The 21,041-nt window shown below is 36.9% G+C and carries 18 protein-coding genes; 8 read left to right on the plus strand and 10 right to left on the minus strand.

The window, feature by feature from the left end; genetic code table 11:
• The first annotated feature begins 5 nt into the window (after window positions 1-5).
• Both HBN50_RS07015 and HBN50_RS07020 read left to right on the plus strand, forming a co-directional pair.
• The gene (locus tag HBN50_RS07015) at window positions 6-830 is read left to right on the plus strand and encodes a mechanosensitive ion channel family protein (RefSeq protein ID WP_273868884.1); all 825 of its coding nucleotides are present in this window, start codon (window positions 6-8) and stop codon (window positions 828-830) included.
• Window positions 831-992: 162 nt separating this feature from the next.
• A complete protein-coding gene (locus HBN50_RS07020) occupies window positions 993-1,706 on the plus strand; it encodes a hypothetical protein (RefSeq protein ID WP_273868885.1) in 714 nt (237 codons plus the stop codon).
• Window positions 1,707-1,742: 36 nt separating this feature from the next.
• On the opposite strand, the gene HBN50_RS07025 is transcribed toward HBN50_RS07020, so the two are convergent.
• From HBN50_RS07025 to HBN50_RS07045, 5 genes are read right to left on the minus strand one after another with little or no spacing between them, the layout of a single operon-like run.
• A complete protein-coding gene (locus tag HBN50_RS07025; protein ID WP_273868886.1) occupies window positions 1,743-2,414 on the minus strand; it encodes a hypothetical protein in 672 nt (223 codons plus the stop codon).
• Entirely contained in the window at window positions 2,414-5,104 is a 2,691-nt protein-coding gene (locus HBN50_RS07030) for a phosphoenolpyruvate synthase (RefSeq protein WP_273868888.1), read from the minus strand. Before HBN50_RS07030 ends, HBN50_RS07025 begins: the two co-directional genes overlap by 1 nt.
• Window position 5,105: 1 nt before the next feature.
• The gene (locus HBN50_RS07035) at window positions 5,106-5,954 is read right to left on the minus strand and encodes a UbiA family prenyltransferase (protein WP_273868889.1); all 849 of its coding nucleotides are present in this window, start codon (window positions 5,952-5,954) and stop codon (window positions 5,106-5,108) included.
• A complete protein-coding gene (locus tag HBN50_RS07040; protein ID WP_273868890.1) occupies window positions 5,938-8,343 on the minus strand; it encodes an AMP-binding protein in 2,406 nt (801 codons plus the stop codon). The genes HBN50_RS07035 and HBN50_RS07040 overlap by 17 nt, the downstream gene beginning before the upstream one ends.
• Entirely contained in the window at window positions 8,340-9,101 is a 762-nt protein-coding gene (locus HBN50_RS07045; RefSeq protein ID WP_273868892.1) for a formyltransferase family protein, read from the minus strand. The genes HBN50_RS07040 and HBN50_RS07045 overlap by 4 nt, the downstream gene beginning before the upstream one ends.
• Window positions 9,102-9,236: 135 nt before the next feature.
• Here HBN50_RS07045 and HBN50_RS07050 point away from each other — a divergent pair, with 135 nt between their 5' ends.
• The 4 genes from HBN50_RS07050 to HBN50_RS07065 are packed head-to-tail and all read left to right on the plus strand — an operon-like array spanning window position 9,237 to window position 14,354.
• Entirely contained in the window at window positions 9,237-10,208 is a 972-nt protein-coding gene (locus HBN50_RS07050) for a diacylglycerol/lipid kinase family protein (RefSeq protein WP_273868893.1), read from the plus strand.
• A complete protein-coding gene (locus tag HBN50_RS07055; protein WP_273868894.1) occupies window positions 10,205-11,236 on the plus strand; it encodes an SDR family oxidoreductase in 1,032 nt (343 codons plus the stop codon). Before HBN50_RS07050 ends, HBN50_RS07055 begins: the two co-directional genes overlap by 4 nt.
• A complete protein-coding gene (locus tag HBN50_RS07060) occupies window positions 11,233-13,260 on the plus strand; it encodes a hypothetical protein (RefSeq protein ID WP_273868896.1) in 2,028 nt (675 codons plus the stop codon). The genes HBN50_RS07055 and HBN50_RS07060 overlap by 4 nt, the downstream gene beginning before the upstream one ends.
• Before the next feature lie 2 nt (window positions 13,261-13,262).
• Window positions 13,263-14,354: a DUF3419 family protein gene (locus tag HBN50_RS07065; RefSeq protein WP_273868897.1), complete on the plus strand. Its 1,092-nt coding sequence runs from the start codon at window positions 13,263-13,265 to the stop codon at window positions 14,352-14,354.
• A 28-nt stretch (window positions 14,355-14,382) separates the two neighbouring features.
• Here HBN50_RS07065 and HBN50_RS07070 read toward each other — a convergent pair whose 3' ends face one another.
• Window positions 14,383-14,739 carry a hypothetical protein gene (locus HBN50_RS07070; protein ID WP_273868899.1) on the minus strand — a complete coding sequence of 119 codons (357 nt, stop codon included), beginning with the start codon at window positions 14,737-14,739 and terminating at the stop codon, window positions 14,383-14,385.
• A gap of 10 nt (window positions 14,740-14,749) precedes the next feature.
• Window positions 14,750-15,145, minus strand: coding sequence for a hypothetical protein (locus tag HBN50_RS07075; protein WP_273868901.1), 396 nt, complete (start codon window positions 15,143-15,145; stop codon window positions 14,750-14,752).
• 95 nt (window positions 15,146-15,240) lie between these two features.
• Between HBN50_RS07075 and HBN50_RS07080 the strand changes: the two genes are divergently transcribed.
• Together HBN50_RS07080 and HBN50_RS07085 are read left to right on the plus strand one after the other, a co-directional pair.
• Window positions 15,241-16,065: a hypothetical protein gene (locus HBN50_RS07080; protein WP_273868903.1), complete on the plus strand. Its 825-nt coding sequence runs from the start codon at window positions 15,241-15,243 to the stop codon at window positions 16,063-16,065.
• Window positions 16,066-16,136: 71 nt separating this feature from the next.
• Window positions 16,137-16,838 carry a hypothetical protein gene (locus tag HBN50_RS07085; protein WP_273868904.1) on the plus strand — a complete coding sequence of 234 codons (702 nt, stop codon included), beginning with the start codon at window positions 16,137-16,139 and terminating at the stop codon, window positions 16,836-16,838.
• A gap of 19 nt (window positions 16,839-16,857) precedes the next feature.
• Here HBN50_RS07085 and HBN50_RS07090 read toward each other — a convergent pair whose 3' ends face one another.
• The 3 genes from HBN50_RS07090 to HBN50_RS07100 all read right to left on the minus strand — a co-directional run bounded on the left by HBN50_RS07090 (window position 16,858) and on the right by HBN50_RS07100 (window position 20,689).
• Window positions 16,858-17,217, minus strand: a complete 360-nt coding sequence (locus HBN50_RS07090; protein WP_273868905.1) for a hypothetical protein — start codon at window positions 17,215-17,217, stop codon at window positions 16,858-16,860.
• Window positions 17,218-17,350: 133 nt separating this feature from the next.
• Window positions 17,351-19,717: a ribonucleoside-diphosphate reductase subunit alpha gene (locus HBN50_RS07095; protein ID WP_273868906.1), complete on the minus strand. Its 2,367-nt coding sequence runs from the start codon at window positions 19,715-19,717 to the stop codon at window positions 17,351-17,353.
• Between the two features lie 3 nt (window positions 19,718-19,720).
• Window positions 19,721-20,689: a ribonucleotide-diphosphate reductase subunit beta gene (locus HBN50_RS07100; RefSeq protein ID WP_273868907.1), complete on the minus strand. Its 969-nt coding sequence runs from the start codon at window positions 20,687-20,689 to the stop codon at window positions 19,721-19,723.
• Between the last annotated feature and the right edge of the window lie 352 nt (window positions 20,690-21,041).

Below are 21,041 nucleotides of genomic sequence, written 5' to 3' on the forward strand. Positions count from 1 at the left end.
TTGTTATGTTAGAAAAAATTCAAAGTTTATCTTTATCTAAATTTGAGTGGTCATTGGTTATCATACTTTTGGCCATTCTTTTTAAAAATATCTTCTCAGCAATCATTTTAAAAAATGAAAGTTATAATAGAGACAGAAAGAGAAAAACAGTTCTTAACTTTAATGCTCTCACTCTTTTTGTGACCGTTTTCTTTCTTATTAGTCTTTGGAATGATGAACTTCGAAATTTAGCACTTTCTCTCGTTGCCATTGGGGTCGCTGTTGTCGTTGCGACAAAAGAGTTGATTCTATGCTTTCTTGGTGGAGTTTACCGAGCTACATCAGGAATGTTTCATCTAGGAGATAGAATCGAAGTCAATGGGATTAGGGGTGATGTTATTGATCGAGGACTTTTTTCTACTCGCTTATTAGAAATTGGTCCAGGGCAGAGAACACACCAATACACAGGTCGCTCCATTACAGTACCTAATTCACTTTTTCTTTCGCACAATGTTCAAAATGAATCGTTCACTAAAAACTATGTGCTTCATACATTTGTTGTTCCTTTAAATGTCAAGGCCAACTGGAGTAAGGCCAGTAAGATCTTGTTAGAACAGGCCCATCTCGCTTACACACCTTATAAAGAAGAAGCTGAGCGTTATATTGATTATGTCCAAAAGAAGGCCCATCTTCAAACTCCAGGGCTTGAACCACGTGTTCATATACGTTTTTGTAAAGTTAATGAGTTAGAACTAAATGTGCGTGTGACAGTGCCTGCTCATGAAAAGGGAAAGATCGAACAGCAAATTGTTCGAGGCTTTTTAGAGAGCTTTCAAGATTGGGAGAGCTAGTGTCATTATGACCTCTTTTTACCTTTAATATTAAGTATTTGTTAGATTAAAACATCAAATCCTCAATTGACGGATTCCCCCGTTCTGTTTATTTTAAACGCACCAACACACATATCGATTATTCAAGATCATATTGATCTATTAAGGAAGGGGGAATGACGAATGAAATGGACTTTAACATTTGTTTTCGCACTCGTTTTATCGACAAGTGCATTCGCTAAAGATCTGCCATTTACGCAACAAGACCGTTTTGAGTCAAAAAATGATGATCCTTATTTTACGATTTCAAAAATTGAAGTAGAACCAGTTGAAACGCCTAGTGAAATTTCACTAGTAGACAAAGGTTATGCCGATCAAATTGGAAGTGTTATCACTATCGTTGATAAGCTTATCGCTCTAGGGAAGAAAGTTTGGCCTATCGTTGAAGCTGGTAAGCCTGTTGTTGATGTTAATATGAATACGCCAATTTCAGTTCTACCTTTTAGAAAAGAAGTTTCTCCAGATGTTACTTTCTATGAAATGACAAATTGGAAAGCGCCTAAGGCGAAGAGTTTCAAAGTTGTTTACAAAAACGGATTTGGATCAAAGGTAATCAGCTTCGTTTATACTGTGATTATGCAAGGTGGTGGGCAATATGAAGGTAAGGGGAGCTATTTAACAGGTGTTCAAGTGATTGCCTCTAATGTATCTGTTGCTTGGGGGTTTGATTTCAATGCTCTATCAGCACTTATTAATATCACAAACTCGGGATCATCAGAAAACCCAGTGGCAGGAGCATCGATTCGCATTGATTATACTGCAAAGACTGTTTTAAAGTTTATCCAGTCGAGTGAATTGTTTTATGTAAATGGCAATGGTGAGATCTTTAAGTACTAAGATTAAATGACAATTTAACGCAAGAAAAAGGCCCTCTTATGGGCCTTTTTTCATTTCTATAGAGTACACTGTTCTTTTTAATTTTTTGATGCCAGCATCTTTAAAACGACCATTTGCTTTGTATTCATTGGTCTCCAATTCGCTAATTTGAAAATGTTCTCCATAGCCATTGAAAAGCTCTTCATTAGAAATCGAAAATGGAGGTCCAAAGCTTAGATCCACATCTTGGTAAAGTCCTACTAAGAAGATTTGACCTTCATCTGAGAGGAGCTTTTTCATATGTTCATAGTAAAGAGTTCTCATTTCAGGGGGAAGAGCTACATTGGATGCTCGATCGTAAATAAGATCGAATGGTTTTTGATTGGACTTTTCTAAAAAGGAAGAAAGTTCGAAGAAGTCGCCACAGAGTAATGTTAAATTATCAATTTGATAACATTCATAGGGCCCTCGAGTCGATCGGATGGCCTTTAGATTATTCTCATCTATAAAGTCTTGCATGGCCTTCTTCGATATTTCAACGCCAACAACCTCTTGGCAAATATCTTTTAGATAGAGAAGATCTAGGCTTTTCCCACAAAGTGGAACTAAAACTCTCTTTGCTCTTTTAAAATAATGTGTTTCATACTTTAGAAGTAAGGGATTTGTTTCACTCTGATGAAATCCAATGTTATTTTCTTCCCAGGCCTGAAGCCAGAATTCTTGTTTCATTATTCATTCTCCTCGAGAATTTCGATGAGTCCTTTCTCTCCGTCAATACGAAGTTTCATTCCCGTTTTAATTTTCTTTGTTAGACCTTCTATACTAACAATGGTTGGAAGTCCCATTTCTCTTGCGACAATCGCTGAGTGGGAGAGTAGACCACCTCTTTCAACAAGAAGTGCCGAAATTGAAGGGTAGAGTGGAATCCAGCCTGGGTCGGTTCTCTTTGTTATAAGAATTTCACCGTTAAGATTGAGATCATCATCAGGGCCATTAACAAGTCTTGCTGTACCCTCGATAATTCCTGGGCAACAACCAAGGCCTGCAAGTTCGTTTTCTTTGAGTCCTTCACGATCAATAACGATCTCTTCTTTGGCAAAGAATGTGTTATTCCAATAGACAGGCCCTCTCGTGTGAAAACGTGAGAGAGGATCATCTTCTTTTTCAAATTCTTGATACTCAGACTTTCTTGTTTCGATAATTGCTTTTAAGTTTGTAATGTTTAACGTTCCCTCAAGTGCACCTTTAAGTTCAAAGAGTGCCAGATAGAAGATATCCTCAGGACATTTAATAACATTTCTTCTTGTGAAGTCTTCACCCATGGCAAAGAACATTCTTCTTACGATTCCATAAACTCGTGTACGACAAAAACGTGTGTTCTCTCTGTTCATTACTGCTTTTCGAGCATGCTTTAATGACCATCGGTATATTTTTTCTTTGTAACCTTGAATATTGTTTTGTAGAAGTTCTTCGGCCTTGACTCGAATGGCCTTTTCTCTTTGTTCGAATTCTTCAAGATCTGTTTGGCCCGAGTTAATGATGTTTTTCAAAAAAGTAAAAAAGAGCCCAGGGTTTTGATACAGATCTTTTTGTTCGAGCTTCATTTCACTCATACAGCGAAATCCATATTTATCAATGTATGTGACAACTTCTTGATAGAAATCTTGAAAATCACTTTGTCTTAAGGCCTCAATGAGTGAGTCATTATCATAGGTCTTTAAAAAAATTACAAGTCCTTCGGTCTTGCTAGCTACACCGGCAAGTCGGATAAGTTCTTTTGTTGGCAAGGCCGATTCAAGATTGCCATTACCTGCGAGGAGGTCATTATGAAAATTATCACCAAGGTGACTTAGCCATTTATCGGTTAATTTTTTAAAGAGGCCAAAGTGAACCATGCAAAGAAAGTCATTGATAATGGGAGCATGCCATTTCCAAAGCATCTTTTCTTCAAGTTCTTGATACTTTAAATAGATTTCATCGCTACTCATTGTCTCAAAATCTATGGCCTTGAAGTAATCGTATTCCTTGTAGAAGTAGCTAAGGAAATTGTCGACGATATTTTGGATGTTTAAATGGAAATAGAAAAACTTAAAACCTGTGAGTATTTTTCTAAGCTTTCCTGAAAAAGTATTTTGAAATGCTGGTGGTCTTGTCCTCTGTGCGATTTCATCTTCAAGTGCACTATTTGTACCCATCATCGTTTCCATAAAGGATCTGTTGTATTTATATCCTGGAAGAATAGATGTTAATTTATACCAGTTTAATAGATTGTAATAAACCCTTCCTCTCATATGTCCAAGCATGTTTTTAAGAAAGTAGTCCATCTTTTTAATCTGCGATTTTGGCACCATGAGAACTTCACAAAATTGCACATAAACTTGATGGTAGACATAGTGGGCAAATCCAAAAGTAAGAGGTTTCGTTATCCCCCCGTAACTTTCAACAATATTTGAATTGTCCCATATATAGAGGTGTCCCATTGGATTTTCTACCTCTGTCGTAATAGGTCTTGACTGAAGAATAAAGATTTCATCTTTGTAGATGGCCCATTCGATATCTTGTGGGTACTTGTAAAAAAGTTCTATCTTTTTAATTAATTTTGATAATTCTTTAATGTGCTTGTCTTTCAAAGTTGGATTGTTTTGAGCATTTATTTCTACATCAACTTCTTTAGGACATTGGTTTTCAAAGTCTTGAACAAGCATCTTTTCTTTCGATGCTATTTCACTAGAAATAACCGTGTTATCTTCTTTGTTAATAACAAAATTATCAGGTTCATAAAGTCCACTTACAAGGCCTTCTCCTACGCCATAAACGGCATTGATAATTGATTCACTGGCCTTTTGGTTTATTGGGTTCGTGCTAAAAGCAACACCGCTAATATCGGGGTTTATCATTTCTTGAACGACTAGGGATATGGCGATATTTGTCGTGGAGAGTTTATTTTCACTTCTATAAGAGAGAGATCTTTCACTATAAGCGCTGGCCCAGCAATTTTTTATCGCCTTTAAAAAAAAATCATCATCTTTGATATAAAGAGCACTTTCTAACATCCCTGCAAAGCTGTGAGCGCCTCCATCTTCATCTAATGCTGAGGAGCGAACAGCAATGTATTCGCTTTTTAAAGCTTCTCTTCTTTTTAAGAGTTCTTTAGTCATTTCTAAAGAGTAGTTCGCACTTAGAATAGTATTTTTGATTGAAAGCTCTTTTGTCTTATTGTCTTCTTTACTCTCTAGGATGAGGGCGATCTTTTGATCAATTTCATTTTCAATTTTATAGTTTTCAAAAAAATGTGGTGGGATGACAAACCACGAAGGAACGTTGAATCCTTCGTTTGATAATTTGTAGAGATTATGTCCCTTTCCCCCACAGTAATTCTTTGCAAAGAATTTATCTGAATTCTTGTCTATTAAAAGCATATTAAGATCCCATAGTGTTGAACGCGATTGTTGTTGTTAGAAAAATGATGATAAATAGATTACTCGTCATTCTAAAAAGCTTGGCCTGTTTTGGGCCATTCCATATTAAAAGTGGACTCATAAATAAAATGGCCATAAGATTAATTGCGACAGATGCAAAAATTAAGTCATGACTTAAAAAGAGAAGGCAAGTTGTTGCCATTAGCACTTGAGAGAGTGTTAATAAAAAGGCCCCTTTAATTCCCCATACATTACTATACGTTGGAACTTCCTTTTCAAATTCTGAGCAATAGACCTTTCTTGCAAATTCATAAACATTGAAGCATAGCCAGCAACTTAGAGCTAGTATAATTGTCGATGTCGTTTCTAATTCAATATCTAAGAACTCTTGAATAAAAAGAGAGTAAATGAAAATGATGAACGTATGTGTTATGGCGTAAGTTGTAAGCTTTTTTGAAAGCCATTTTCCTATAAAGAACTCATTGTACATAAGAAGTGAATAGCCCCAAAGAGGGATCAATAGTTTTGAGAGATTATGATTATAAAAAAGTGTGGTCGCTTCTATAAAAAATGTTAGTAAAAGAACTCTCTTTGCACTACTGATGGTGAGTAATCCACGAGGAAGTGGGCGAGTTGGATTGTGAATTAGATCTGTTTGGTAATCTTTGATCTCATCATATATTCTAAGCTTCAAAAAAAATGAAAAGCTAAAAAGAAAGCAAAGTGCAATCTGGTCATAAGTGATGACTTTCACACTAAAGCTTTGGTGATAATAAATAAGAAGAGTGATCATCGCTGTATTTGATAAGGGATCAAATCTCTCTTTTAAAAAACTAATCCACGCTTTCACTTAATTCTCTTTTTAAAAGTAGTTCTTTTAGTTTTGCATACTCTACTTTTGAGTGGTGTCTAGGGTCCATGGGAATCTCATCGACTTGGACAATTTTATCAACAGGGATATCGTTTTTATCCATGACTGATTGGATTTGATTTTTCCATTGTTCAAAATCCGATCCAACTTCATCTTTTGCACTGAAGACAGCGTATGTCGCTTCCCCAATGGTGTTATCTTTCATACCTAAAAACGCAACATTCTTTGTAAATGGCATTCTCTTCAATATTACTTCAGCTCTTACTGGAAAGAGATATTGTCCATCTCGCTCTATTGCATTGTGTATTCTTCCAACAATCCATAGATTGTCGTTTGAATCAAAACGTCCAAGGTCGCCTGTTCTATGCCAGATTGTTCCATCGATATCGACAATTTTACTCTTGTAAAAGGCCTCGTCATTATTGTAGTAGCGCTCGCATACGTGTTCACCACTAACGATGATCTCACCAACCTGTCCCTTGGGAACTTCCAGATAGCTCCAGTCTGTTTTTGATGTGACTGTGATTGGTCCTCTTTCAATTTTTAAAAATTTAACTTGAAGACCTTCGTCAAAACGTCCAACGTTGACGCCTTCATCTACCCATTGTGGGTCTTTTGAAAGTTTATCTTCTTTTAGCATATCAACATCGTTGATGTGGGCCATTGGTTCAACTTCAGTTGATCCATAGAGAATTAACACTTCTGCATGAGGCGCACATTGCTTGATATGTCTAACATCATCTTTTGATACAGGAGCTCCTCCCGTGATGATTCTGCGGAGCTCATTTAAAATTATTTTATGTTCATTACAGTAGCTTGATAGTGCATTCATCAGAGATGGACTTAGTGTTGTACATGAAACATTCATCGTTTTAATTTGTGCAACTAGCATGGGAGCATCAAGTGGATTAGGAGCTCCAACATCAATTGCTGGGAGCGTCGTTGTAACACCTGCTGCTAAATTATTTAAGCTAAAGATTGGGAATGCTGGAATATCAATGTCATCACTCTTATAGGGAATGTGACGATTGAGAGCGTAATGTTGACTGGCGAGAAATCGATGTGACCTATCTGCTCCTTTTGGCGTTCCAGAGCTTCCCGTTGTAAATGTGATCAAGGCGGTATGCTCTTTTTCTACTGGTTCTATCTCTGACCATGTTTGCTCACTCATAAGTTTTTCAAAGCTCGTTGAATAAGCTTTTTCACAGGGGCCGACAGAGATTTTCAAATCAATTTTATCAATGGATTCAATCCCCTCTAGAAATTGAAAGGCCTTCTCAAAGCTGATAATCGCTTTTGGATTAACAACTTCTGCACTAACATTTAGTTGGTCTCTTCTGGCCCAACTATCAAGGAAAACGGCAATGGCACCAATCTTTTGAAGTGCAAACATCATGGCATACATAGGAAAAGACATCGGAATAAAAACAATGACGCGATCACCTTTTTGAATGCCTTGTTTTTTGAGACCTCCTGCCAGTTTTCCAACTGTATAATGGAGTTGTTCCACATCAACTGAATCGTGTTCAATCTTGTCTGTTGGATTATTTGCCCATTTTAATCTATTCTCTGGCGAGACCCAGCAGAGAACTTCTTTTTTTGGGTTTTTTTCTAAGTGCTCCTCAAGAAAGCTACACACATTATTAAGTTTTGATTCTCCTTGGACGTAACCAAGCTTTTGAGTTCCCTTAATTGTATTAGATACTTCTTCAATGAAGCTTGCAACTTCACTTGTTGCTGTCCAAAGAAGAGCGTGCCCTTTATCTGCAAGTATAGCTTCTTGCTTGATTTTTAGAAATTCACGAATTTGATTTATTTGTTCTTCTCCATTACTGGTCTTATCTTCACTTCCACGTATAACGTAAATAGGAATGTCTAATTTTTTTACTTTCGAAAGTAATTCTTTAATTTCACTCTTCTTTACATCTTTTTCAAGAAGGCTTTCTCTAATAAGATCAGGGGAGGTATATTTTAAGGCCGCTTGTTTGTAGTTGTTAGGTACTTTGTCTGGATATGAACTATTAACGAGGTGTTGTTCAATCGATTTTGACGAGGCCTTATTAATAATAATGTCACCAACTTTTTTATTTTTAATAATGAGCTTCTTAAAGGCGCCCACTTTTGTTGGGAAAAGGTAAGGGGCAATGAGGATAATCGCACTTACATTATTTTTATGTTTAAGTGCATTTTTAAGAGCATAAAAACAACCCCAAGAATAGCCGACTTCTATAATAGGACCATCGAGATTCATTTCGTCAAAGCGGCGTAATTTATAAGTGGTAAGTTTATCAAGCTTATCTGTAATAATATCAAAGTCCTCACTCGTTCCCGGTGAGCCGTGATGAAATAAGATCTTACAGTTGCTCATATTTTGATTCCTTTTTCCAGTAACGATCTAATCGTTTTTAAATTTGGTGTTTTATAGTAACGAATTTCTTCGTGTGTATTGTGATGTCCTGTTGGTAATGTCTTCAGCTCAATAGTTTCTTTAATGAGATTTATTAATTGGTTAGCTTCATCATGCATCGATTTAAGCTGGTATTGTTTAAAATCTTTATTCTCTGATTCAGCGCCTTGAACACAATATGTTTTTAGGATCTCTCCATCATCAAGTTTTTCGCTCATCTTATGAATGCTAAAGCCAGCATCTCTATTTTCCGCTATTTCGTAGAGATCACAAAGAGTTCCTCGGTCTTTTGGTAAAAGTCCATGATGAATGTTGATGGCACCAAGTGGGGCGATTTTTAAAAGCCTTTTTTTGAAGATTGTGCGAGTTCTCGCGTTCACGAGAAGATCGATCTTTTTTTCTCTAATATAGTTCAAAGTCATATCGGAGTTTAAGTTCGAAACTTTGATAAAAGAAATTTTTGATTGTTTAGCATATTGCTCTTTTGGACAACTTAAACGGGTTTGCAATTCATTTTTCATAAGCTCCAAACCACAGTCTCTTGCTCCTGCAAGAAAGAGAAGCGCACCTTTTTTAACGTACTCCAAGGAGTTGTTTTGGGAGATGATTAAATGAACTTCAATGTCTAATTTATTTAACTCATTAATGGCCTTAGTGATGAAGGGCATATAGTTGTTGGGTACAAATGTTACTTTCGAACATATAATCGCGATTTTCATGCTAAACCTCTGATATCTTTGAATCTACTTTGTTTTGCTTTGTAAATGTATATCTAAGTAAAATTTATAGGGAGCGTAGTAGAAAATGCACTTTAACCCTAAGATATATCTACTTGAATATTCATAGGAAAGAAGATGAGTGCAATAAGTGTTTATATTAATAAAGCTTCGAGTAATGCAAGTCAGATCCGTTGGGAAGAGTCTTTGCGACGTGTTCTTTTTCGCTCCGATCTAAACTTTAAATATACGAGAACTGTCTCAGAACTCATCTACGAAATTGAAAAAGATAAATTAAATGGTGTCGATACAATCATCTCTGTTGGTGGCGATGGTACAGTTCACACACTCATTCAAAATCTCGTTTACTCCGATATTAATCTTCTTATCGCTCCAGGTGGGACTGCCAATGATCTTGCGTGCGAGTTGAATGTTGGTAAAAAGATCAAGGAAATTACTTATCTTTTAAGAAATAAAAAGAAGAAGAAAATCGATCTAATCTCTGTGAATAGGCGCTTTATGGCCACGAATGGCGGAATTGGACTTGCAAGTCATGTCGTCTCTAAGATTAATGATCTTCGCGTTAGGTATCCTCTTTTTAAATCAATCATGGGAAAGACTGGACGAACGATCTATCCTTTCATGGCAACGACTGAGTTATTCTCAAGCTCTTTTCAACTTTATGATTTCTATATTGAATCGAGAGAATTCACTGGAAAAATTCAGGCACCACTTATTATGGTGAATAATCAAAAGAAGTTTGGTCAGTCTTTTGAAATTGCTCCTTATACAAAGAATGATGATGGACTATTTAATATAACGATTTTTAAGCATAAGAATCGTTTACAATTTGCTCAAGCGATGCTGCGTTTTTCTCAGGGCCAAGACTCTGTTTTTGACTCAAATATAATTTCTTTTGAAACTTCTAGTGCCGTTATAACAAATCTCACTAAAGATAGAGACTTAAACTTCTTTGGTGATGGGGAAGTCTTTCATAAAGAATCGAGTGAACAGTACTGGGAGATCAACAATTTAAAGAAGGCCTTGACCGTCTATGGAGGCGAAGAGATTTGTCCCTATGCAACGGGGATGGAGGTTGATCTTTCATGAAAAAAATCCTTGTTACAGGAGCAACAGGTTTCATTGGTAAAGAGTTTCTAAGGCAATTTTCTTCAAAAGATTATTCACTTATTTGTCTAACGCGTAGACCATATCAAGCAAAAAATAAAAATGATTCAATTCAATGGCTCCACTGTCCTTTAAATGAGACGGATCTTCTTACAAAACTTGTTAATGAAATGGAAGATATTGAACAAGTTATTCACTTAGCGGCGGCCTATGATTTTAATCTAAGTTATAAAGAGCTTTATTTGTCGAATGTTCAAGCAACAATAAGTGTAGTTAACTTTTCTAATCGATTACCTAATTTAAAAAAGTTTCTCCACATTTCAACTGTTGCAGTCTTTGGTAGACAGAATTTTATGGCAGACGAAGTTGCTTTGAGCGAAGTTTACGAAGGAAATAATTACGAGAAAACAAAGGCCATGGCCGAGATGTTTGTTCACGAACATATCAAAGACGGTGTTTCATTAACTGTCTTTAGACCTGGAATAGTTATCGCTTCTAATGATAGACCAACAATTTTCAAAAAAGATGGCCCTTATTTTCTTTTGGATCTTATCGCTAAGAATAAAAAAGTACTACGATCTCTCGCTGTTTTACCAATTCCATATTCTGAGAAATCAATTCTCCCTATTGTTGGGATTGATGTTATTACAAAGGCCATGGATAGTTGGATTTCCAAGGAAAGTTTAGGCAAGAAGAATTATTACCATCTCGTCTATAATAATCTTGTATCGAATAAAGAACTTATTAAGGCGATGCTAAAGTCTTATGCCATTAAAGGGTTAGTAAAGAGTGTACGAAATTTTCGTCTTGTAAAATTGATCGCTCCCATAGTTTTTGAAAAACTCCACATTCCAAAGGATCTCTATTCTTATTTTTATTACTCTATGCAATTTTCTAATGACAATTTTAACCGCGATTTTGACGGGTTAAATCAATCATTCAAAGAAAGCATGCCTTCTTTTATAGATGGATATAAGAAATCACTTTTAAATAGTGAGGAAGTCTTATGAAGCACCTGGTATCAATCGCATTTGGAATGGATACAAGCCATTTTGATCGTACCATTGAGTTTGAAGGTCAGACATATAGAGTTAGTGAATATTCAACAAATTTTGATATGGAGTTAACAAAAGGGCTTGTTAAAAAATTTGATGGTGCGTGTGATGCAATATGTATTTCAGGTCTTCCAAATCGTATTGATCTTTCAAAAGGGGAGAGTTTCATTCATCCTCAAACGGCAACATTAAAATCACTTGCCTATGAGACGCCAATATTTACTGGGCAAGATTTAAAAGATATCTTCATTCCTTATATTCTAAGAAGAGAGTGTCGCGCTCGTCCTCGCTTTTTCAATTCGAAGACCTTTTCAATCTATGCTGGTGGGGTAAATTTTAGAGAAGCAAGTGTTCTTGAAGAGATGAATTTTGATATTACGCTTGCTGATCCTTATTTCTTCTTTCGCATGCCTAGATTTTTAAAAACGACGAAGGCCGTAAAGCGCATTATTAAATTAATGGCACCTATTTTAAAAAGAAAGACTATCCGCCGCTCTAGGGTTTCACTTTTTCAAAAAGATAATCCTGTTTTAGCGCCTTTTTTTAAAGGTGACGTTTTTGTCGGAAATGAAGCTTCTTTTAATTACATTGATCTCTCACATTTAAATAGGAAAAGTATTATCGTTGATATGCTTACGCCTAGTTTGAAAAAAAGACTTGTCGATGTTGGTGTTCACGAAGTCCTCTCTATTATGAGTGAAGATCTTGTTAGTAAGGGACTTTCATATACTATTTTAGAAGGTCTGATTTTTCTTTCTAAAAATAAAGCAGACCTCGAACAAAGAGATCTCATAAAGTGGATTGAGAGCTCTTCACCTAAGGGGCATCTCCATGAATTAATGAATGTTAACTCAAATGATCGTCAATCCATTGAAAAATTCGCCTTTATTATTCACCCTCTAAGTGGAGACTATCTGTTTAAACATCCACTATTAAAGTTTCTGCCGAAAAATAAATTAGTTAAAGATAGCGCTGAAGAGATCATGGGGCATGCTCCAGGTTTTTATTATGGGAAAATTCCTGGCATTCGTAGTGTTAAAAGTGGGAAAACGGTTGATGGGCTTATTTATGCTGTGACTGAAACTCCTAAAAAACTTATGAGTAAAGATCCTGAGAAGGTTTACAAAAAACTTATTCGCTTAAGTGAGCTCGCCAAGATTCAAGGGGCCAAGATTATTGGTCTTGGTGCTTATACTAAGATTGTTGGTGATGCAGGGGTAAGTGTTAATAAGAGAAGCCCTATTCCTGTCACAACGGGAAACTCTCTTTCTGCCTGTTCTACACTTTGGGCCGCTAAGTACGCTGTTGATAAAATGAATTTAGTAAAAAAAGAAGATGGGCGATATCTTGGAAAAGCTGTTGTGATTGGGGCAACGGGAAGTATTGGGGCGGTTTGTTCAAAATTTCTGGCCGATACGTGGAGTGAAGTCACGATTATGGCGCCTCGTGCTTATAAATTGATCGAGTTAAAAGAAGAGATCACAAAAGAATTCCCAAATTCAAAGGTCTCTGTTTCTACAAAGGCCGATGAGGCCATCGTAAATGCAGACTTAATTATCACCTCAACCAGTGGCTTGGGGAAAAAGATCTTAGATATTAAGAGAGTTAAACCAGGTGCGATTATTTGTGATGTATCGAGGCCATTTGATATTACTGAAAATGAGGCCATGAGTCGTCCCGATGTTATGGTCGTGGCCAGTGGGGAAGTTCTCTTGCCTGGTGTGAATGAAATTAAGATTGACTTAGGTTTAGAAGGTGCCATGGTCTATGCTTGTCTTGCTGAAACGGCGCTACTTGCTTTAGAAGGTCGCTATGAGCCTTTCACGCTTTCACGTCGTATTGACTATCACAAAGTCGTAGAAATCGATCGCATGGCCAAAGATCACGGCGTAAAATTGGCCACAATCATGGGCCATAATGGTATAATTACAGAAGAAGAATTTAATCTTTGTCGTAAACATGCACTAACGAAGGAATAATTTTGGCGCAAAAATATTTTAATCAACTCAATTATACTCTTGGTAATGAAGATACGACTTTAGAAGTTGAAATGGTGAAAAAACTCAAGCCTAAGAGTATTTTTGCCGTTGCGGGAAGTGGATCTCGCGCCTTGCCTCTTATGCAAGAGGGTGTTGAAAAACTCGTCTGCGCCGATGTTTCTTCTCATCAGCTCTATCTAACGATTCTTAGAATGGAGACAATTCGTCAATTTGATTTTCATGATTTTCTTCTCTTTTGGGGTTTTCCTCCTTATGGCGGATACGATTATGGTCATAAGAGACGTGAGCTATTTTATAATTTAGAACTCGATGATCAGGCCAAAGAGTTTTTCTTAGATGTCTATAAAGAACTTGGATGGCAATCGGTTCTCTATGAAGGTAAGTGGGAAAAGACTTTTAAAACGCTTGCTAAGATCAATAGGAAAATACTTGGTCGTGATTACGATAAAATCTTTCAATTCCATCACATTCAGGATCAGGCCCGCTACTTTGAAAATGATTTTCCTATGAAGAGATGGAAAACGGTCCTTTTTCTTTTAGGAAATAAGGCCATCTTTAATGCTTTACTCTACAAGGGTGATTTTATTAAAAAGAATGTTTCTCAGTCATACTTAGACTATTACACAGAAGCATTTGATCACCTGATGAGCGAACAACTGGCAAGAAATAGCTATTTTATGCACCTTTGTTTTTATGGTGAAATTCGCCACGAAGATGGAAATCCTGTGGAGGCCAAGGAAGAGATTTTCTATGCTAATAAAAAGGCATTAGAATCTGCAAGTTTTCAAACGTATCAAGAAGACATGATTAGTTGTATTGAAAAAAGAGGGAAGTTTGATTTTCTCTCTTTAAGCGATGTTCCTAGTTATTTTAGTGGGGACCTCGAAGAGAGCTTTCTTCAGAAAATTAAAGTCGGCCTCAATCCTGGTGCTGTCATTGTTTTACGATCTTACTTAAGAGTACCTAAGTGCGATGAGACGGGGTTTGTTGATATCACTCCACAGTTTGGTCCTGAGATATTTGAAGAAAAAGTTCAAATGTATAAAGTAAAAGTTTTAAGATTTGATCCATAAAAAAAGGCCTCTTTCGAGGCCTTTTTTATTAATCATTCATAGAGCATTTAACGCTATTTACGAAGTATGTTCCACTTTCACCAGTAGATCTGTCATAACCATCAAGGTATGATGACTCAACTGTGATCGTGTATTTATCAAAGATATTCTGATCATATCTTTGCTTTCCTGTTAGAACAGTTGTGTAGTAGTAATCTGTAATTCCCTGATCTACTTGGTCGATTTCTTCTTTTGTTGTAACGATTGTAAGATCTTTCATTTCGTTACATTCATTTGTAATGGCCTCAACTAGGGCCTTGTTGTGAAGAGCTGCGTAGCTTGAGTTCTTTACTGTCGCAAATGCGCTTGTTGAAATTAAAAGGGCAAGTGTCATCATTTTTTTCATGGTGTTCTCCTTATAAGTGACAATTGTTGTTCAAGTCTTTTAGTAATGTGATTGATAATTTTTCGTGATAGTGTCTATAGTTACTGTAGTCGACATCTTCAACTTCAACCTGAATAAGGTTGAGCATTCTTCCTGTTTGGTTTTTGTGAAGAAGATCAATTGTGTAGTAGAGATCAACAATACCTTGGTCGACTCTGTCTTTTCTAAGCTTCATATCTGTAACGATAAATTGGTTAACTTGCTGATCGCTTGCACACGAAACGAGCTTTTTCTCTAAATAAGTTTTAATGTCTCTTTGTAGTGAGCTTGGTGTTTGAACAATTATTTTTCCACGCTCGACCCCATGGCCAGCAAAGCACGAAGTTATTGTTATTAAACTCAAAATTAGTGATTGAAAAAGTCTCATAAAGCTCCCTAAATAATTAATGAAGCCAATCTAGCTGGCCGATAAGGGGTTGTGAAATCTTTTATAAGGCGACAATCTCACTGTGGGAGACTTAAATGAGCTTTGGTCAGGAATTGATAAAAATTAGAACGTCACTTGGTTATGATCAGGCAAAAAGTTTTTTTCTCTATTTACAAACCAGAGGGCTCGAGTGCAATTATCAATACTATGTGAAGATTGAAAAGAATCAGGCGCAACCATCGATTGGTATTGTGAATCAGATGGCCTATGGGCTTTGCAAAGCACGTGGTGAGCAGTTGATTCTTGCTTACTGTCAAAATCAGTTTGAAGGGTTTTCTTATCTTTTTGATGGAAAAGTTTCTAAGAAACAGCGCAAAAATAAGTTAGATATTGATTCTTCAAGTCAAAATCAAACCCTAACAAAAAAAAATAATAGCGGTCAAAAAGAATTATCTCTAGGTCAAATTCAGCTTCTTGGAGAGAAGAAGGAAAACTACTTCCTTTTTCTCCTTCTCACGCTTTCGCGCGATGAGGTGAGCCTTAGTGATATTTCTCTTTATAAAGATCTCTATCGATCAATTTCAGCGCTTATAGATGGAGCAATTGTCGTTGTTGAAGATGAGGCAATTCGTCCTGTATCGAGTGAATTTCGCTTTCCAAAATCCTATAATAAGAATATCGATTCGATTTATAAGAGTTTTGATCTTTGGGACACTGAGTTTTCAGCTCAGTTTGAATTTGATCAGCTCATTAATAAAATGATGATAAGACGTATTTCTCCTCGCTATTTAAATGTTATTGAAAAGCAAATTGATTCACTCTCAGATCTTGTTCGCTTGAGTGATGAATCTGATCCTTGCTACAATAATGACGTTATCCATCTCAATATTAGGCTTTCAAAGGGCAAGTTGCCTGGCTAAGGTCTCTTCCCTGAATTCTGGACATTTGGTCTTTAAATGGTGAAAATAGTCTTCAAAATAAGGAGATTATCATGTTCATTCGCTCACTTTTATCAATCTTCCTCATTCTTACTGCTGTCCAGACGAAGGCGCAAATTAGAGCTGTTTCTTTGGACTTTTTTAAAACGAGTCAAATTCTTGATGATCAGATGGCCTTTTACGTGAAGCTTAGTCCTTCTGATAAAGCAGACGTTATCTTTGTCGAGGATGATCTCATCGTCGGATCTTTTCCAAAGACTTCCCAGGAGCGTTTTCTCTCTTTTCGCTCACGCTTTGTTATCAAGGGTGATCTTTCAAAGATAGATGAAAGTTTTCACTTAAAAAGCGCTACTTATAATCGCCTTAATCGCAAGACGAAATTTCAAAAAGGTAAGGACAATATCTTTTGGGCCAAAAGAAAGTCTTTTCCTTATTCTATAAGTTTTAAGATGAGCTCTTATGCGAGCTTTGCTTCCTCTTCAAATTCTCACTACCATGCTTTCATGGCCAATAGTGGAATTGATATGGCGCCAGACTATGTTCTCACACAAGTTATGACTCAGTACAATCGCTTTATAAGTGGAACGCTCTATAGTTTCGGACTCTATCAGCTAGAAGATCATGACGTATTAGTAGAGGTCCTTGGGTGGAGTGGCCTAACAAGTGGTGTTCCCGACTTTATTCAACGCAAGATGCGTGATGAATACTCTGAGAAAATGAACCATTTCAAAAAATCTCTTAGTGGACTTTTATAATAATTTTCGAGAGGGAGAGTTATCTCCCTCGACACTCCCTAACGGCTAGATCAGCACTATAATCATTTCTATTTTCTTTTAAATTGATGACACAATCTATTTTTTGCATGAGAGATCTCGCTCTTTTGCAAATTGCTATGGCATGTTTGCTATCTAGTTCAAGGTCGTGGGCCTTACTTAAAAAGCGATAGCACATTGCTGGCGTTGGAGAACTGCCATGACAAAGTTCTATGGTGTCACTTGAACTTAGTTCAAGTTCAAATCGAGCAATGTAGAAACAGTTGTTTTCATGGGACTGTTGGAATTGATCATCGCCAATCGTTAAATTTGCTAGAGTTGAGCTAGAGATCATGAGTAATAGAGTCATTACTTTTAGCATTATGTCCTCATTTTTGTTTTTTATTTATTGTCTTACCTTTTTTATGAGGATCTTTTCAAGGAGTAGGTTTTTTTTACAAAAAAAAGCCCCTCGAATAAGAGGGGCCTTTTGATTGATTCATTTTGATGGAGGACTATGCTCCGCACATCTCGCAATCCTCTGGATTGTCGATTGAGCAAACCATGGCCGCTTCATTTTGTTGTTTTGCTGATTCGCTCGTTGATTTCTTATCAACAGTGAATTGAACAGCGTTAACTGCAGCACGTGATCTTAGGTAGTACATACCTGTTTTAAGACCTGATTTCCATGCATAAAAGTGCATAGAAGAGAGCTTTCCAAAGTTAGGATCTTGCATGTGAACGTTCAGAGATTGACCTTGGTCAATGAATGGTGCACGTCCGGCCGACATATTGATAACGGCCTTTTGCTTAATTTCCCAAACCGTTTTATAGAGCTCTTTGATCTCTTCAGGAATTTTTGCAATGTTTTGGACAGAACCATTGTTTGCAATAATCTCCATTCTTAGCTCTTCATTCCAAAGACCAGCTTCGATAAGGTCATTTACTAGGTATTTATTAACAACAGCAAATTCACCTGAAAGAACACGTCTTACATAGATATTTGAAGTAATTGGCTCGAAACACTCGTTATTTCCAAGAATTTGTGACGTCGATGCCGTTGGCATTGGCGCAACAAGAAGAGAGTTTCTAACACCACTTTCTTTAATTTGAGCTCTAAGAGTTTCCCAGTCCCAACGTCCGCTTGATGGCTTCACTCCCCACATGTCAAATTGGAATTGACCTTGAGAAATTGGTGAACCTTCATAAGTCTGGTATGGACCATCTTGAACTGCTAAATCTTTTGATGCACTACAAGCTGCAAAGTAGATCGTTTCGAAAATCTCATTGTTAAGCTTTAGGGCCTCATCCGACTCAAATGGAAGTCTCATAAGGAAGAATGTATCTGCTAGACCTTGTACACCAAGACCAATTGGTCTATGTCTCATGTTTGAGTTCTTCGCTTCAACTACTGGGTAGTAGTTGATGTCGATGATTCTGTTAAGGTTAGCTGTCATGCGATAAACAGTCTTGTAAAGTTCATCGTGATCATACGTCGCTTTACCATCTTCGACTTTAACAAATTTGTTAAGTGCAACTGAGGCAAGGTTACATACGGCAACTTCATCTGGTGAAGTGTATTCCATAATCTCTGTACAAAGGTTTGAAGACTTAATTGTCCCAAGGTTTTTCTGGTTCGATTTCTCGTTAACAGAATCTTTGTAAAGCATATAAGGAGAACCCGTTTCAATTTGTGATTCAAGAACTTGAAACCATAGGTCTTGAGCACGGATTACTTTTTTACCTTTTCCTTCTTTTTCATAGCGAGTGTAAAGAGCTTCAAACTCGGCTCCATAAGTGTCAGCAAGACCTGGACACTCGTGTGGACACATGAGAGTCCAGTGCTCATCAGCTTCAACACGCTTCATGAAAAGATCCGGAATCCAAAGAGCGTAGAAAAGATCACGAGCACGAGTTTCTTCGGCCCCTGTGTTCTTTTTCATCTCTAAGAAATCAGAAACGTCAGCATGCCATGGCTCAAGATAGATCGCAAAAGAACCTTTACGCTTTCCACCACCTTGATCAACATAGCGGGCCGTATCGTTGAAAACTTTAAGCATTGGTACGATACCGTTTGAAGTACCGTTTGTTCCTTTAATAAAAGAACCTTTCGCACGGATATTGTGGATTGAAAGACCAATACCACCAGCTGATTGTGAAATCAGGGCCGTTTGCTTTAGTGTATCGTAGATACCTTCAATAGAGTCGTCTTTTGTTGTCAAAAGAAAACAGCTTGAAAGTTGCGCCTTATTTGTCCCAGAGTTAAAAAGAGTCGGAGTTGCGTGAGTGAAGAATTTCTCACTCATTCCATTGTATGTTTCAATGGCCGCTTCAAGGTTGTTCATGTGGATTCCCACAGAAACTCTCATGAGCATTTGTCCTGGTCTTTCAACAATTTTACCATCCATTTTTAGGAGGTATGACTTTTCAAGTGTTTTGAAACCAAAGTAGTCGTAGTTGAAATCTCTTTTATCGTCTACGTGCTTATCAAGAAGTTCAGCGTTGGCCATAACAACTTCGTAAAGCTCTTTAGAAACGAGGGGAGAGTGCTCTCCTGTTTTCTCGTTAACGTAGTTGTACATAGACTTGATGTTTTCAGAAAAACATCCCTTAGTTTCTTTATGTAGGTTTGATACGGCAATACGTCCAGCTAGTTTTGAGTAGTCTGGGTGTTTTGTCGATAGATAAGCAGCCGTTTCACCTGCTAGCTTATCAAGTTCTTGAGTTGTAATACCATCGTAGATACCTTCAACAACTTTTTGTGTAATAAGTGTTGGATCAACGAAGTTTCTATCGAGGTCAAAACATAGACCTTCGATTCTGTCAGTGATTTTATCAAATTTGATTGGCTCTCTTTCACCACTTCTCGTTAAAACATACATATTCTAGAACTCCGCATCTAATGTAAAAGTTTGACTTTGTTTTTCACCAAGAACACCTGGTCTTTGGTATTCAGAAACTCTCTTTTCAAAGAAGTTTGTCTTTCCTTCTAAAGAGATAAGTTCCATCCAATCAAATGGGTTCTCTGTACCAAATTCTTTTTCGCAACCAAGTTGAACTAGCCAGTAGTCACAAACAAATTCGATATATTTAGTCATCATATCTGAGTTCATACCAATAAGAGATACAGGTAGGGCCTCAGTGATAAATTCTTTTTCAATCTCAACAGCTTCAGTAAGAATCTGTCTGATTGTTTCTTTGCTCGCTTGCTCTTCTTCAGAAAGAAGAGAGTGAATAAGACAAGCAAATTCACAGTGAAGACCTTCATCACGAGAGATGAACTCGTTAGAAGTACAAAGACCTGGCATGAGACCACGTTTTTTGAGCCAGTAGATTGAGCAGAATGATCCAGAAAAGAAGATTCCTTCTACCGCCGCAAAACCAACTAGTCTTTCAGCAAATTTACTGTCTGAACCAATCCATTTCATGGCCCATTTTGCTTTCTTAGATACGCAGTCAAAGTGCTCAACAGCATGGAAGAGCTTATCTTTTGTCGCACCATCTTTTACATATGTATCAATAAGTAGTGAGTACATTTCAGAGTGGATATTTTCCATAGCGATTTGGAAACCGTAGAAGCATCTTGCTTCAGGGATTTGAACATCGTTATAGAATCTCTGGGCCAAGTTTTCGTTAACAATTCCATCACTGGCCGCAAAGAAAGCGAGAACGTGACTAATGAAATGTCTTTCGTTGTCGTTGAGTTTTTCCCAATCTGTTAAATCTGGAGCGAGATCAATTTCCTCGGCCGTCCAAAATACTGCCATATGCTTTTTATACATATCCCAGATCTGGTGATATTGAATTGGAAAAATAACAAAGCGATCTTCGTTGGGAGCTAAAATAGGATCCACAGTGCCTCCTTACGTGTGTGTCTCAAAAGTGGGTTTTAACCTAAATTTCTTTTTATTTTTGTGTGTGTTTATTTGTTAAAAAAAGGGAAGTTTTTGAATCATTCTTGTGTGTGTGAGGCAAAAAATTCCTTCTGTTTTTCAATAATTAAAGAGTAGCACTAGATTACAATTTTTCAAGAGTCTTGTTGAGAGAAAAAATAAAAGGTCTGAAACTTTATTTTTGAAGACCTTGAAATTAGGACTTTACAAGCTCTAAACCCCTTTGCCAAAGGCGTTTAGGGGTCTTGTCAACGTTTTTCAAATGGTCGAAAAAACATTTTATTTGTAAGCTAATTTTAGAAAAAAATTCATT

This window comes from Halobacteriovorax sp. GB3 (assembly GCF_028649655.1).
Taxonomy (GTDB): Bacteria; Bdellovibrionota; Bacteriovoracia; order Bacteriovoracales; family Bacteriovoracaceae; genus BSW11-IV.

What these genes read in the sequence shown, in the direction of transcription:
- HBN50_RS07015 (WP_273868884.1), top strand. Translation starts at nt 6, where the DNA reads ATGTTAGAAAAAATTCAAAGTTTATCTTTATCTAAATTTGAGTGGTCA.
- HBN50_RS07020 (WP_273868885.1), top strand. Translation starts at nt 993, where the DNA reads ATGAAATGGACTTTAACATTTGTTTTCGCACTCGTTTTATCGACAAGT.
- HBN50_RS07025 (WP_273868886.1), bottom strand. Translation starts at nt 2,414, where the DNA reads ATGAAACAAGAATTCTGGCTTCAGGCCTGGGAAGAAAATAACATTGGA.
- HBN50_RS07030 (WP_273868888.1), bottom strand. Translation starts at nt 5,104, where the DNA reads ATGCTTTTAATAGACAAGAATTCAGATAAATTCTTTGCAAAGAATTAC.
- HBN50_RS07040 (WP_273868890.1), bottom strand. Translation starts at nt 8,343, where the DNA reads ATGAGCAACTGTAAGATCTTATTTCATCACGGCTCACCGGGAACGAGT.
- HBN50_RS07045 (WP_273868892.1), bottom strand. Translation starts at nt 9,101, where the DNA reads ATGAAAATCGCGATTATATGTTCGAAAGTAACATTTGTACCCAACAAC.
- HBN50_RS07050 (WP_273868893.1), top strand. Translation starts at nt 9,237, where the DNA reads ATGAGTGCAATAAGTGTTTATATTAATAAAGCTTCGAGTAATGCAAGT.
- HBN50_RS07055 (WP_273868894.1), top strand. Translation starts at nt 10,205, where the DNA reads ATGAAAAAAATCCTTGTTACAGGAGCAACAGGTTTCATTGGTAAAGAG.
- HBN50_RS07060 (WP_273868896.1), top strand. Translation starts at nt 11,233, where the DNA reads ATGAAGCACCTGGTATCAATCGCATTTGGAATGGATACAAGCCATTTT.
- HBN50_RS07070 (WP_273868899.1), bottom strand. Translation starts at nt 14,739, where the DNA reads ATGAAAAAAATGATGACACTTGCCCTTTTAATTTCAACAAGCGCATTT.
- HBN50_RS07075 (WP_273868901.1), bottom strand. Translation starts at nt 15,145, where the DNA reads ATGAGACTTTTTCAATCACTAATTTTGAGTTTAATAACAATAACTTCG.
- HBN50_RS07080 (WP_273868903.1), top strand. Translation starts at nt 15,241, where the DNA reads ATGAGCTTTGGTCAGGAATTGATAAAAATTAGAACGTCACTTGGTTAT.
- HBN50_RS07085 (WP_273868904.1), top strand. Translation starts at nt 16,137, where the DNA reads ATGTTCATTCGCTCACTTTTATCAATCTTCCTCATTCTTACTGCTGTC.
- HBN50_RS07090 (WP_273868905.1), bottom strand. Translation starts at nt 17,217, where the DNA reads ATGCTAAAAGTAATGACTCTATTACTCATGATCTCTAGCTCAACTCTA.
- HBN50_RS07095 (WP_273868906.1), bottom strand. Translation starts at nt 19,717, where the DNA reads ATGTATGTTTTAACGAGAAGTGGTGAAAGAGAGCCAATCAAATTTGAT.